At 66.3% G+C, this 14248-nt stretch carries 10 protein-coding genes; 7 read left to right on the forward strand and 3 right to left on the reverse strand.

Annotated features, from left to right (window positions below; genetic code table 11):
• The 7 genes from HWX22_RS30685 to HWX22_RS30715 all read left to right on the forward strand — a co-directional run.
• Window positions 1–3587 (forward strand): YadA-like family protein (locus HWX22_RS30685; protein WP_175916951.1); only part of this gene is annotated, 3587 nt, incomplete at its 5' end.
• 123 nt (window positions 3588–3710) lie between these two features.
• On the forward strand, window positions 3711–4385 hold the full coding sequence (locus HWX22_RS30690) for an OmpA family protein (RefSeq protein WP_059697639.1): 675 nt from the start codon (window positions 3711–3713) through the stop codon (window positions 4383–4385).
• Between the two features lie 399 nt (window positions 4386–4784).
• Window positions 4785–5930, forward strand: coding sequence for a DUF2827 domain-containing protein (locus tag HWX22_RS30695; protein WP_175916952.1), 1146 nt, complete (start codon window positions 4785–4787; stop codon window positions 5928–5930).
• Window positions 5931–5944: 14 nt separating this feature from the next.
• Window positions 5945–7099 carry a DUF2827 domain-containing protein gene (locus tag HWX22_RS30700; protein ID WP_175916953.1) on the forward strand — a complete coding sequence of 385 codons (1155 nt, stop codon included), beginning with the start codon at window positions 5945–5947 and terminating at the stop codon, window positions 7097–7099.
• 25 nt (window positions 7100–7124) lie between these two features.
• Window positions 7125–7592: a DUF4019 domain-containing protein gene (locus HWX22_RS30705; protein WP_175916954.1), complete on the forward strand. Its 468-nt coding sequence runs from the start codon at window positions 7125–7127 to the stop codon at window positions 7590–7592.
• Between the two features lie 28 nt (window positions 7593–7620).
• A complete protein-coding gene (locus HWX22_RS30710) occupies window positions 7621–8757 on the forward strand; it encodes a DUF2827 family protein (RefSeq protein WP_059532471.1) in 1137 nt (378 codons plus the stop codon).
• A gap of 23 nt (window positions 8758–8780) precedes the next feature.
• Window positions 8781–10751: an FkbM family methyltransferase gene (locus HWX22_RS30715; protein WP_175916955.1), complete on the forward strand. Its 1971-nt coding sequence runs from the start codon at window positions 8781–8783 to the stop codon at window positions 10749–10751.
• A gap of 42 nt (window positions 10752–10793) precedes the next feature.
• Here HWX22_RS30715 and HWX22_RS30720 read toward each other — a convergent pair whose 3' ends face one another.
• The 3 genes from HWX22_RS30720 to HWX22_RS30730 form a co-directional block, all read right to left on the reverse strand.
• Window positions 10794–11237, reverse strand: a complete 444-nt coding sequence (locus tag HWX22_RS30720; protein WP_175912567.1) for a hypothetical protein — start codon at window positions 11235–11237, stop codon at window positions 10794–10796.
• Between the two features lie 62 nt (window positions 11238–11299).
• Window positions 11300–12103 (reverse strand): EAL domain-containing protein, encoded by an 804-nt coding sequence (locus HWX22_RS30725; RefSeq protein ID WP_175916956.1) that lies wholly within the window; start codon window positions 12101–12103, stop codon window positions 11300–11302.
• Window positions 12104–12855: 752 nt separating this feature from the next.
• The gene (locus tag HWX22_RS30730; RefSeq protein ID WP_175916957.1) at window positions 12856–13998 is read right to left on the reverse strand and encodes a DUF2827 domain-containing protein; all 1143 of its coding nucleotides are present in this window, start codon (window positions 13996–13998) and stop codon (window positions 12856–12858) included.
• Window positions 13999–14248: the final 250 nt, after the last annotated feature.

The raw sequence follows: 14248 nt of genomic DNA on the forward strand, positions 1-14248 counted from the left end.
TGTCGACCGGCCTCAGCTCGACCAATAGCTCGGTCGCTTCGCTGTCGACTTCCACGTCGACCGGTCTGTCGTCTGCAACTAGCTCGATCAGCTCGCTCTCGACGTCGACCTCGACCGGCATCAACTCGTTGTCCACGGGCCTCAGCTCGACCAATAGCTCGGTCGCCTCGCTCTCGACCTCCACGTCGACGGGTCTGTCGTCGGCGAACAGCTCGATCGCTTCGCTGTCCACGTCGACCTCGACCGGCATCAATTCGCTGTCGACCGGCCTCAGCTCGACCAACAGCTCGGTGGCGTCGCTCTCGACTTCCACGTCGACCGGTCTCTCGTCGGCGAATAGCTCGATTGCTTCGCTGTCCACGTCGACTTCGACGGGCATCAACTCGCTGTCGACCGGCTTGAGCTCGACCAATAGCTCGGTCGCCTCGCTGTCGACTTCCACGTCGACGGGTCTGTCGTCGGCGAATAGCTCGATTGCTTCGCTCTCGACTTCGACCTCGACGGGTATCAACTCGCTGTCGACCGGCCTCAGCTCGACCAATAGCTCGGTCGCTTCGCTGTCGACCTCCACGTCGACGGGTCTGTCGTCGGCGAACAGCTCGATCAGCTCACTCTCGACCTCGACCTCGACCGGCATCAACTCGCTGTCCACGGGCTTGAGCTCGACCAATAGCTCGGTCGCTTCGCTGTCGACCTCCACGTCGACCGGCCTCTCCTCGGCAACCAGCTCGATCAGCTCGCTGTCCACGTCGACCTCGACGGGTATCAACTCGCTGTCCACGGGCCTCAGCTCGACCAACAGCTCGGTGGCTTCGCTCTCGACTTCCACGTCGACCGGTCTCTCGTCGGCAACCAGCTCGATCAGCTCGCTGTCCACCTCGACTTCGACGGGCATCAATTCGCTGTCGACCGGCCTCAGCTCGACCAACAGCTCGGTCGCCTCGCTCTCGACTTCCACGTCGACCGGTCTCTCGTCGGCAACCAGCTCGATCAGCTCCCTGTCCACCTCGACTTCGACCGGCATCAACTCGCTGTCCACGGGCCTCAGCTCGACCGATAGCACGGTGGCTTCGCTCTCGACCTCCACGTCGACCGGCCTGTCCTCGGCAACCAGCTCGATCAGCTCGCTGTCCACGTCGACCTCGACCGGTATCAACTCGCTGTCCACGGGCCTCAGCTCGACCGACAGCTCGGTTGCTTCGCTGTCGACCTCCACGTCGACGGGCCTGTCGTCAGCAACCAGCTCGATCAGCTCGCTGTCCACGTCGACCTCGACCGGTATCAACTCGTTGTCCACGGGCCTCAGCTCGACCGATAGCACAGTGGCTTCGCTGTCGACCTCCACGTCGACGGGTCTGTCGTCGGCAACCAGCTCGATCAGCTCGTTGTCCACGTCGACCTCGACCGGCATCAGCTCCTTGTCCACGGGCCTCAGCTCGACCGACAGCTCGGTCGCTTCGCTGTCGACCTCCACGTCGACGGGCCTCTCGTCGGCGAATAGCTCGATCAGCTCGCTGTCCACCTCGACTTCGACCGGCCTCTCGTCGGCCAATAGCTCGATCAGCTCGCTCTCGACGTCGACCTCGACCGGCATCAACTCGCTGTCCACGGGCCTCAGCTCGACCAACAGCACGATCACGTCGTTGTCCACCTCGGCCTCGACCGGCATCAGCTCGCTGTCCACCGGCCTCAGCTCGACCAACAGCACGATCACGTCGCTGTCCACGTCGACTTCGACCGGCATCAGCTCGCTGTCCACCGGCCTGAGCTCGACCGACAGCACGGTCACGTCACTGTCGACTTCGACCTCGACCGGCCTCAGCTCGCTGTCGACCAGCCTGAGCTCGACCAACAGCACGGTGCTGTCGCTGTCGACCTCGACTTCGACCGGCCTCAGCTCGGCAACCAGCTCGATCACGTCGCTGTCCACCTCGACGTCGACCGCGATCGAAGCCGCGAAGACGCACTACTACAGCGTCAACGACAACGGCACGCAGCAAGGCAACTACGCCAACAACGGCGCGACGGGCGTCAACTCGCTGGCAGCCGGCGTGAACGCCAGCGCGGCGGGCGCCAGCAGCGTCGCGGTCGGCGACGGCTCGAACGCACAGTCGACCGGCGCGGTCGCCATCGGCCAGAACGCATCGGCCACCGGCGGCAAGGCGGTGTCGATCGGCTCCGGCAACACGGCGAGCGGCGACGGCGCGGTCGCGATCGGCGACCCGAGCATCGCAACGGGCACCGGCGCGGTGGCGATGGGCGCGAACGACACGGCGACCGGCACCGGCGCGGTGGCGCTCGGCAACGCGAACACGGCAACCGGCAACAGCGCGCTCGCCCTCGGCAGCTCGAACCAGGCCACCGCGGACAACACGATCGCGCTCGGCAACAAGGCGGTCGCGAGTGCGACCGGCGCCCAGGCCTACGGCTCGGGTGCGTCGGCCACCGCCGCGGATGCACTCGCCTTCGGTACGAACGCACAGGCCAATGTCGCGAACTCGATCGCGATGGGCGCGAACTCGACCACGGGCAACGCCGTCGGCGTGTCGAGCGTCACGGTCGGCGGCATCACGTACCCGGTCTACGGCACCTCGCCGGTGGGCGTCTTCAGCGTCGGCGCCCCCGGTGCGGAACGCCAGATCACGAACGTCGCGGCAGGCCAGGTCTCGGCCACCAGCACGGACGCGATCAACGGCAGCCAGCTCAACGCGACGAACCAGGCGGTCAACAGCCTGTCGACGTCGACCGCGTCGAACATCTCGTCGCTGTCGACCGGCATCGGTTCGCTGTCTACGGGTCTGAGCTCGACCAACAGCAACCTCACGTCGCTGTCCACGTCGACCTCGACGGCGATCAGCTCGCTGTCGACGGGCCTCAGCTCGACGAACAGCAACCTCACGTCGCTGTCCACGTCGACGTCGACCGGCATCGGCTCGCTGTCGACCGGCCTGAGCACGACGAACAGCACGGTGGCCTCGCTGTCGACCGGCGTGACGAACCTCGGCGATCAGGTGAACCAGTTGTCGAACACGATCAACAACAACACGACGCGCACGTTGAACAGCACCGCCGTCGCGGCCGACATGACCGGCACCGGCTCCGACCGGCCGACGGTCACCGCCGGCTCGAACTCGGTGGCGATCGGCGCGAATTCGAACGACGGCGGCCGTTCGAACGTGGTGTCGGTCGGTAGCGACACGCAGCAGCGCCAGATCACGAACGTCGCGCCGGGTACGCAAGGCACGGACGCGGTGAACGTGAACCAGCTGACGCAGGTGCAGACGACGCTGTCGACGGCACTGTCGGGCCAGCAGGCGCAGATCAACTCGCTGGGTTCGCAACTGCAGCAGACCGACCAGATGGCGAAGCAGGGTATCGCGGCCGTCGGCGCGATGGCGTCGATCCCGCAGCTCGATCGCGACGCCAACTTCGGGATGGGTGTCGGCACCGCATCGTTCCTGGGTCAGAAGGCGATGGCGGTCAACATGCAGGCGCGCATCACGGAGAACCTGAAGGCGTCGATCAACGGCGGCTTCAGCGGCGGTCAGAAAGTGATCGGCGCCGGCATGCTGTACCAGTGGAAGTAACCCGGCGCGCCGCCGTGCCGCCGGCTCACGAGCCGGACGGCAGCGGGCGGCCCCGACGGCAGGACGAGCCCGCCGCGCAACGCGTGGCGGGCTTCAGTCAACCCAAGCATTGAGGACGTAATCGTGAACAAACTCGCTCTTGCGCTCGCACTTTCCGCAACGGCCCTCGCCGCGTGCTCGACCGCATCCGGCCCGACCTTCAGCGCATCCGAACTGCAGCCGCGCGACGGCGTGCGCACCTTCCAGGTGGATTGCCACGGCCTGCTGTCGGGCCCGCAGACCTGCATGAAGGCCGCCCGCAAGATCTGCGGCGACCAGCCGGTGCGCACCGTCGACTCGGCCCGCGCGCTGCGCGACGGCTCGGATCCCGCGACGCTCGTATTCCAGTGCGGTGCCGCGCCGGCCGCGGCAGCGTCGGCCGCCGAGCCGGCGCCGGCCCCCGCGCCCGCGGCGGTCGAACATGTGAACCTCGCGGGCGACGCGCTGTTCGCGACGGGCCTGGCCACGCTCACGCCGGCCGCGCGCGCATCGCTCGACAAGCTGCTGAGCGAACGCGAAGACCGCACGTACACGCAGGTGACGGTCACCGGCCATACGGATTCGGTCGGCAGCAACGCCGCCAATCTCGCGCTGTCGAAGCGCCGCGCGGAAACCGTCGCAAGCTACCTGAAGGCGCACGGGCTGAAAGCGCAGTCCGTGTCAGTCACGGGCCGCGGCAGCGCCGATCCGGTCGCGTCCAACGCGACGGCCGAAGGCCGCGCGAGCAACCGCCGCGTCGAGATCTCGCTGCAGCGTTGAGCAGCCGGCCGTCGCGGCCCGGGCGCCCCCGCGCCTGCGCGCGACGGCCCTCGCCGGCAGGGCGCGGTTGCCCCGCCGGCACCCTGCCGAGCCCGTCGCCCACGCTTCGCCGGGGCCCCGGCTCCCGTGCCGGCGGCTATGTCAAAGTTCGTCAGCCCCCTCCACAAAGCGGCGCCTTCCGTGCCACAATCGCCGCAGACAGCTGCCGGAGCGTTCCGACCGCGTCGCGCGCCGTGCCAGACCCGCCCGACGACACTCCGGAATCCTGCGGCCGCCTCGCGATCCGCGCCGCTCGACGCACATTCCAGTGCGTGCCGGCGCGAACGCGACCACGACAATCCACGGCGCGCCGTTTCGCGGCCACGGCCGAACGCACGACGCCGCAGAGGAAACCAACCGGTGACGGACATCAATCAAGCCGCCTCGGGCGGCACCCGCAAGCAACGGCCGGCCGTCGGCATCTCGCTGTTTGCGCGGGACGGCCAGGCGATCTGGGAAAACGGGATTCACCAGAACATCGCGTTCCTCGCGATGATGCTCAAGCGCTCCGATCGCGTCGGCCCCGTCTATTTCCTGAACGGCGGCGACGCCAACGCACTGCCGACCGGCCTCGACCTCGACGGCCTCGACGTGCCGCTCGTGAAGCCTTCCGACGTCACGCACGAACTCGACGTCGTGATCGAGATGGGCGCGCAACTGCCGGTCGAATGGCTCAGGCACATGAAGGCGCTCGGCAAGAAAATTGCCGCGTTCTTTTGCGGACATGTATACGCCGGCCTGTGCGAAACGCCGATCTTCGGCAAGCCGTCGGGACACGTTTACAACGGTGCGCCGTTCGACGAGGCGTGGCTGCTGCCGCAATACGCGAAGACCGGCGCGCCGATGCTGCAAACCCTGCTGCGCGCGCCGGTACACCTGATGCCGCACATCTGGTCGCCGTACTTCCTCAATCGCCGCATCGCCGCGCTGGCGAGCGAAGGCCTGACGTTCGGCTATCGGCCGGGCCGCCGTCCCTGGAATCTCGCCACGCTCGAGCCGAACATCTCGGTCGTGAAGTCCTGCCACTACCCGATGCTTGCGTGCGACGAGTTCTACCGCGCACAACCGGACGCGGTGCAGCATCTGTTCGTCGTCAACTCGATGCAGATGAAGGCGCATCCGACGTTCGTGCATTTCGCGAACAGCCTCGACCTCGTGCGCCAGCAAAAGGCGACGTTCGAGCCGCGCATCGACCTGCCGGGCTTCATGGCGCGCCACGCGGACGCCGTCGTGTCCCACCACTGGGAAAACGCGCAGAACTATCTGTACTACGACGTGCTGTATGGCGGCTATCCGCTGATCCACAACTCGACGCTGCTCGGCGACGCCGGCTACTACTACCCGGATTTCGATTCCGCCGGCGGTGGCCAGGCGCTGCGCGATGCATGGCTGCATCATGACGAGCGGCTCGACGACTATCGTGCGAAAGCCGGCCGGCTGCTGCAGTCGGTCTCGATCGACAACCCCGCGAACCTGGACGCGTTCGTCGCGCGCCTGGTCGCCTGAACCGGAGCATACGCATGTCGGACTCCAAAGCCCGTCAAGCGCCCGGCGAGGGCAAGCGTCTCGTCGTCGGCGTGTCGTTGTTCGTACGCGGCGCCGGCCAGTCGCTGTGGGAAAACGGCATCTTCCAGAACTGCCTGCTGCTGATCCTGCTGCTGCGCCAGTCGCCGCTCGTTGCGGAAGCCGTGATGGTGAACGGCGGCGAACAAGTCGCCGATCCGCAGATGATGCTCGGCGAATGGGACGTGCCGCTCCTGTCGATGGACGAAGCGCTCGAGCGCTGCGACGTGCTGATCGAAATGAGCGCGCAGTTCGGCGCCGACTACCTGCGCGCGTTCCGCGACCGCGGCGGCAAGGTCGTCACGATGCGGGTCGGCAACGACTACGTGATCGACATCGAGCGGGCGATGTTCGACAAGCCGTCGGGCTTCCTGTTCTCGGGCGCGCCGTACGACGCGGTGTGGACGATTCCGGAGTTCGAGCGCTCGTGCCTGCACTACTACCAGACGGGCCTGCGCGCGCCGGTGACGATCGTCCCGCACATCTGGCATCCGATGCTGTTCGACAAGGCGCGTGCAACGCTCGGCGCCGGTTTGTCGTTCGGCTATCAGCCCGGCAAGCCGCGCTGGCGCGTGACGATGTTCGAGCCGAACATTTGCATGGTGAAGACGAGCATCATCCCGATGCTGGTCACGGAAGAGGCGTACCGCGCGAATCCGAAGTTCCTCGAGTTCGTGCGCGTGTGCAATACGCTGCACCTGAAGGACCATGCGACCTTCGTTCACTTCGCGAAGAGCCTCGACATCGTCAACCACGGGATCACGACGTTCGAAAGCCGCTATGCGGTGTACGAGTTCATGGCCGCCTACGGCGACGCGGTGGTGTCGCACACGTGGGAAAACGCGCAGAACTACCTGTACTACGAACTGCTGTACGGTGACTATCCGTTGATCCACAACTCGCCGTTCCTCGGCAAGGCCGGGTATTTCTATCCGGACTTCGATTGCCAGGCCGGCGGCCGCGCGCTGTTGCAGGCGTTCGCCGAGCACGATGCGAACCTCGACGCGTACCGCGAGCAATCGAAGCACGTGCTCGACTCGGTCAGCATCTACAACCCCGACAACGTCGCCGCATATTCCGACGCGATCGCATCGCTCTATCGCGACGCATGACGCGCCGCCTGCTCCGGGCCTCAACATGAACGCACACCCGCCCCTCGCCCGAACCAAATGGCTGATCGGCTGCGCCATCGCGTCGATCGCGATCGGTGCGCACGCGCAAGCCGGCGGCGAATCGGCCGACGCGCTGCTGCGCGATGCCGATGCGGTCTTCAAACAACTCGACGCCGGCCAGTACGGCATGGTGTGGAACGACTCCGCCGCGTTCGTGAAGGCGCGCATCAAGCAGGACCAGTTCGCTCTGGACATGCAGCGAGCGCGCCAGTCGGTCGGCATGGTCAGTCATCGCGGCTGGGCGCAGATCACGCGAATTCGCTACACGAATTCATCGTCGACGCCCGACGGGCTTTATGCGAATGTCGACTATGCGACGACACTCACGACCGGAACGACCGTGTACGAAAAGCTGAGCTTTCGCCTCGACGACGACGGCCGCTGGCACCTGACCGGCTACGTGCCGCGCCAGTCGCAGAACGACACGCCTTGAACCGCGAACCGTCCACCCGGAGCCGCCGATGAAAATCAATGTCGCGATTACGATGAACGTTCAGCGCGACGCGACGCAGTCGATCTGGTACAACGGCGCGAACCAGCATTGCGTGTACCTGTACATGCTGCTTAAACGCTCGCCGCTGATCGGCGAAGTGTGGCTCGCGCACGACGACGGCATCACCGACTACCCGCAGGCGCTGATGATGGACGCGTTCGGCGACGCGCTGCGGCCGCTGTCGTCGATCGTCCACCAGACCGACCTGCTGATCGAGATGAACGCGTTCATCGATCCGTCGCACACGGACGCGGTGCGCCAGCGCGGCGGCAAGTGCGTGTCGTACCGCTTCGGCAACGACTACGTGATCGCGGTCGAGACGATCAATTTCGAGAAGAACAACTGGCGGCCGAACCCGAACCGCGTGCAATTCGACGAGATCTGGACCAACCCGCAGCACATGCACACGTGCGCGGCCTACTTCCAGGCCGTGTATCGCGCGCCGGTGATCGAACTGCCGCACATCTGGTCGCCGTACTTCATCGAGCGCAGCCTCGACGCCGATCCCGAACTGAAAGCGCGCTTCGGCTATCGCAATCACGGCCCGGCCAAGCGCATCGCGTTCTTCGAACCAAACCTGAACGTCGTGAAGAGTTCGATCGTGCCGATGCTGGCCGCGAACGCGTGCTACGTCGAGCACCCGGAACTCGTCGAGCACGTGTACATGACCAACACGTTCGACAAGAAGGAAAACGTCGCCTTCAAGCATCTCGCGCTCGGGCTCGAGATGGTGCGCGACGGCAAGGCGACGGCCGACGTGCGCGCGCCGTTCGTCGCGTGGGCCGCGCATCACACCGACATCGTCGTGTCGCACCACTGGGAAAACGGCCTGAACTACCTGCTGTACGACGCGCTGTACGGCAACTACCCGCTCGTGCACAACTCGCCGTTCCTGCGCGACGTCGGCTATTACTACCCGGACTTCGAGATCTTCGACGCGGCGCGCGCGATCGCGACCGCCGCGCAAACGCACGACGCGCGGCTCGACGATTACGCCGCGGCGGCTCGCCGCTGTCTGCAGCAGGTCGACACGCTCGCCGACCACAACGTTCGCGCGTATTCCGAGCAGATCCAGCGCTTGTTCGCCGGGCGCGCGCTCGGCTGAGCGCATCCGTCCGCCATCCGTTCATGAAGCACACCGCCCGCAACTTCGTCGTGGTCGATTCGATCCACGGCCCGTTCGTCATCGACCGGCACAGCACGCGGCAGGCCGACGCGCTGATCAAGACCGGCCGGCCGCACAACCAGGGCGAGCTCGACGCAATCATGCAGGTGATCGACCAGTTGCCCGACGGCGCGATCGCGGTGGACGGCGGGGCGAATGCGGGACTCGTCTGCGTGCCGATCGCGCAGCGCTTGCGCGAACGCGGCGGTCACGTCCATGCGTTCGAGCCGCGGCGCATGCTGTTCCATGCGCTCGGCGGCACCGTCGCGCTCAATCAGCTCGACAACCTTCATCTGCGGAACATGGGGCTCGCGAGCCGCAACGGTACGATGACGGTGCCCGACGTCGACGACGGACGGCCCGCCGATGCCGAACCGCCCGCACATGTCGACGCGCCCGCCGCCGACGGCACGCCCGCCCAGACGGTCAGGCTCGATTCGCTCGGCCTGCCGCGCGTCGATTTCCTGAAGCTCGACATCGATGGAATGGAAATCGACGCGCTGCGCGGTGCACGCCAGTCGATCGAAACGCATCTGCCGTGGTGCTGGATCGCATATCGGGACGCGGATGACGCACGCGTCATCGATACGTTCGCCGGCCTCGATTACACGTTCTACCGGCTCGACGGGCCGAATCTGCTGTGCGTGCCGAACCCGCGCTGGGACCGGCAGCGCCTGTTCATCTCGGGCGAGCCGGTCGGCGGCGCATCCGCTCGCGCACATGACGACGCGCATGCGGGCGAAGCCTCCGAGACCGACCCGCCCGAAGTGCACTGGAACCGCGCGCTCGAACACGAGGCGCGCTGCGAATGGGGCCACGCGATCGGCCGCTGGCTGCGCGCGCGCGGCCGAGGCCTCGACGACGATGCGATCGCATTCCAGCTCGCGTCGTGCTACGGCTTCGCCGGCGCGCCCGACGCCGGGCTCGCGGCACTCGAACGCATCGGCGATCCGGCCACGCTGCCCGACGCGCTGCGTGGCCGTGTCGAACTCGCGCGCTCGGCGCTGCTGCTGCGTGCCGGCCGGCGCGACGAAGCCGCGCGCGCGACCCTCGCCAGCGAGAACGTGCTGACCGCCGCGCAGTTCGGGCTCCCGATGGAACGGCACTACGACGGCCAGCCGCTGCACGGCAAGCGGCTGCTCGTGATCAGTTACGGCGGTGTCGGCGACCAGCTCCAGTACGCACGCTACCTGCATGCGCTCGACGCGCTCGGCTGCGCGGCGGTGACGGTCATCGTCCCCGCCGCGCTGGCCGGCCTGATGCGCCACACGTTCCCGCGCATCGAATTCGTCGGCGCGCACGGCGCATGGGCCGACACGTCGCAGCTCGCCCACGACTACTGGTGTTCGTTCCTCGTGCTGGCCGCGCAGTTCGGCTATGCGCCGGCACCGGCCGGCGCGCCGGCCGCGTACCTGTCGTGCCCGCCCGAACGGGCGGCCGCCTGGCGCGAACGCGTCGCGCGCGACGGCAGCGCACCGGGCACGCGCCGCATCGGCCTCAACTGGCGCGGCCGCGACGAAAGCGATGCACGCTTCCTGCGCGCGGCCAGCCTGCGCGACCTCGCGCCGCTCGCGCAATTGCATGGCCACGCCGCGTATTGCATCAACCGCGACATCGCCGCGCAGTCCGAGCCGTCGGATCTGCCTGTCACGTTCCCGCATCACGCGATCGGCGATTTCAGCGATCTGGCCGCGCTGATGCTCGCGATGGACGCCGTGGTCACCACCTGCACCGCGCACATCCATCTGGCCGGCGCGTTGGGCGTGCCGGCGGTCCTGCTGCTGAGCCCGAAAGCCGATGCGCGCTGGGAAACCGGCTCGCGTACCGCGCTGTATCCGGGCATCCGGATCGTGCGCGCCGCTCATCCGGGTCAATGGGACGATGCGGTCGATCGCGCGCTGGCGCTCGTGCTCGGCGGATTCGGAAAAGACTGACGGGGCGCTTGCCGGGCGCCGCACGCGCGCGATCGGCGAACGTCAGGCGCGGTGCGCGAGCGGGCGCCAGGGCGGCACCCGGTCGCCGCCGTGCGTGGCGAACAGGCGGCCGTGCCGGCGGCCGATCCGCGCCAGCCCCGCGAAACAGCGGAGCGCGGCACGGCTGACCTGGCCGGCGTGCCGCGCGAGGCTGCCGGATACGCCGCGCGCAATCGCCGAATCGTCGCCGCAGGCGCCCGCAAACACGCCGGCATAGTAGTGCCGCGCCGCGAGTTCGCGGCCGTCGGCGTCGAGCGGCTTCATCCGGCGAATACGATGCGCAACGGCCTTCAGGCCATCGAGATACGGTGCGACGTCGAGCGGCGCATCAGTCGATTCGGCGCCGAACTGCCACAGCATGTCGGCCAGTTCGGCGATCGCGACGAGTTCGCGCGCATCGACCGCCTGCGTGCCCGTTCCGTGCCCGGCCTTCTTCGTCGCCGCCATACCCACGCCCCTTTGCAATCCTTCGTTGCCCGATGCCGGCGCGCCGCGCCCGCGCCGCGGCGTCATGCGGCGGCCGGCGACCGCCATGTAAAGCGGATGCCCTGCGCCCAGGCGACGCCGGAATCCAGGATGATCTGCCGGTCGATCTCGTTCTCCACGCCTTCGACAACGACGTGCCGCGCGCTTTCATGCGCGAACGCGATCAGCCGGCGAAACTGGTAGCGCCCGATCGCGTTGCGCTTGATCAGCGACAGGACGGACCTGTCGAGCTTCACGATATCGGGGTTGCCGACCACCAGGTTGTTCAGCGCGCTGAAGCCGACGCCGAAGTCGTCGATCGCGACGCGGCACCCGGCCTGGCGAAACCGGTTCACGAACGACCGGCCCGCGAGGGGATTCAGCGGCCCCGTCTCGGTAATCTCGACGACCAGCCGCGCCGCGACCGACGGTTCGCGCTCGAGCCGCCTGAAAATGGCCAGCCACGCGTCGTCCACCACCGCACTCATCGCCGCCACGTTGCAGCCGTACACGGCGTTCGGATCGGCGCGCAGCGCGTCGATCGTCCGGCCCACCACGAGGCGGTCGAACCAGCGCATCAGCCCGAGCGATTCGAGGCGCGGCAGGAACGCGAGCGGCGGCAATGCATCGCGTGATCCCCAGCGCAGCCGCGCGAGGCATTCGTGATACAGCACGCCGCCCGACAGGTCGGCGCGGCAAACCGGCTCGCGCGCGAATCCGAGCCGGCTTTCGACGAAACTGCGTACCGACGCAAGGTCGGGGTGATCGTCATGCGCGCCGAACACGAGATCGATCTCGTCCCGATTCGCAACGCTGTTCGCCTCCAGGCGAGGTTCGACCGCATTCATCCGGCGCTCCGGCAAATGTCGGACCGCCGATGACGGCCCGCGCTCTCGATACATATGGCGCGAGCCGACCACGACACGCGCCACCGCCTACCCGGCCCATCCTCTTGTTTTGATCTTTTCCGGGAGCGTACTTTTTATTTCAGCGCGCCGTCAAACCCGATATTGTCAACGATATTCAAATACAGGAAATACACCACGCGGGCACGTCGACAACAGTGCGGCAGATTACACAAAATCATCTGCAAAGCGCCAATCGATATCGTTTATTTTGATCCAATCGAACATCACTCGGCGAATCGATTTACCGCGTGACTCGTTTCAAAAATCGGACGTTCGATATTTTTGTATGACAAATAACCGCCAGCGAAAACTACCCGGGCGCGACGGCGGATTTCGCTACAGCCGCCCGTACATTGTGCCGCCGATGACTCGACAGGGTACATTCGGTCTCCGCAGAATTGAATTCCGTTGTTTCAAACGATATTGATAATGACCGAATATTAATCATACAAGTCAGAGGCGATAATATCCGCCCGAATTATATGACCGCCGTCGATTGAAAGATCTTTAACAATCTTTTCGACTTGTTAACCTCTAAAATAATTTCTGACGGACTTCCCTCGGAGCCGTCAGATTCGTGCCTTCAAAACCGTCGAATCTTCCCCGGTTCGACGGTTTCTTTTTTAATGGGCACTATTTCTTCAGACATTAACCGGAGACGATCCGGACGACGGCTTGCGGCACGCGCAACCTCACGCCGCCGCCGCGCCGATCAGGTTCGCGAGCAGCACGTCGTATTCGGCGACGAGCGCGGGGTTCGCCGACGTATAGCGGCCGAGGATCTCGCGCTGGCGCCGCGTGTACCCTTCCCAGTCGTCGTCGTGCGTGTGCAGCGCGTGCAGCAGCGCCTCCGCGCCCTTCTGCACGTCGTTGTCCGGGTAGTAGTAGCCGAGATCGGGTGCGAGGCTCGCGTTGTGCACGAGCGGATAGCCCTGCCAGCACACGTCGAAATAGAAGTAGTTGAGCGGGTTCGACCATTGATGCGACACCACGATGTCGGTCAGGTCGGCCAGGAACAGCGGGGTGTCGAAGCGACCGACGAAGCTCGCCTTGCCGGCGCGCACGATGTCCAGGTAGTTCATCAGCATCACGAACTCGGGGCTGTCGTGTGCGAGACGGTCGGCGTTCGTCACGTGCGCGAAGCAGATCGCATCGGGGTCGCGGCGATACGCTTCGTCGATGATCAGCATCGGGTACACGCAGAACTTCACGACGTTGTGGTTCGGCTCCATCACCGTGAGGCGCTTGCCCGGCTCGCTGCGCGGGCGGTACTCGCCGTGCCCGGGCAACGATGCCGCTCGCGCGTCGAGGAACATCGGATCCCACACGAACGGCACGACGCGCCCCGGGCAGCGGCGCAGCGACTGCAGGAACGGCAGCGACGACGGCGCGATCTGCGGAATCGCCCACACCTCGTCGTAGCCGCGGTTGATGAACAGCGAATCCCACAGCCGGCGGCCGAACAGCATCGATTCCATCGCGTTGATGTACTCGACGCCGCAGCAGTAGCTGACGATCTTCGCGCCGCGCGCCTTCAGGTAGGCCGTCTGCGCGGCGTCGATCTGCCCGCCGAGCTCGATCACCACGTCGAGCGCGTCCTTCATGTCCGCGAACGCGCGCGTGTCGTACACGGTGCGATCCCACGGCAGCGCGTCGGTCAGCGGCACGTCGGTCGTGTTGACCAGTGTCACGCGGTAACCATGCGGCGATGCCATCAGCAGCTTCGCGAGAAACAGCGCGTTCTGCTTGATGCCGTTGATCCACAGGCTTTCGTCGGGGGCGCGCAGACCGATCGTGATACCGATGCGCAGGCCGTTCAGGACAGGAGACGTCATCGTCGGCGGGATGGGAGGTTGAATGGACGCAGTGTAGCGCGCGGCACGCGGCCGCGCGAGCAATCCGCCAGTCTAGCGGAGCGCCGGCCGCCAGACTGTCATGCATGGTCATACGCGCTGCCAACAGCGCTTTCCAATGGAACAGGAGCCTGGACGAGGGTCTGCACTGGCTCTTGCGTAGCGCTTTCGGCGCGTTTCCAATGCAAAAGAGCCTGTTGTTGGCCCGACACGCGCGAGTTGACCGACACCG

It is taken from the genome of Burkholderia sp. BCC1638, assembly GCF_902833195.1.
Classification (GTDB): Bacteria; Pseudomonadota; Gammaproteobacteria; order Burkholderiales; family Burkholderiaceae; genus Burkholderia; species Burkholderia diffusa.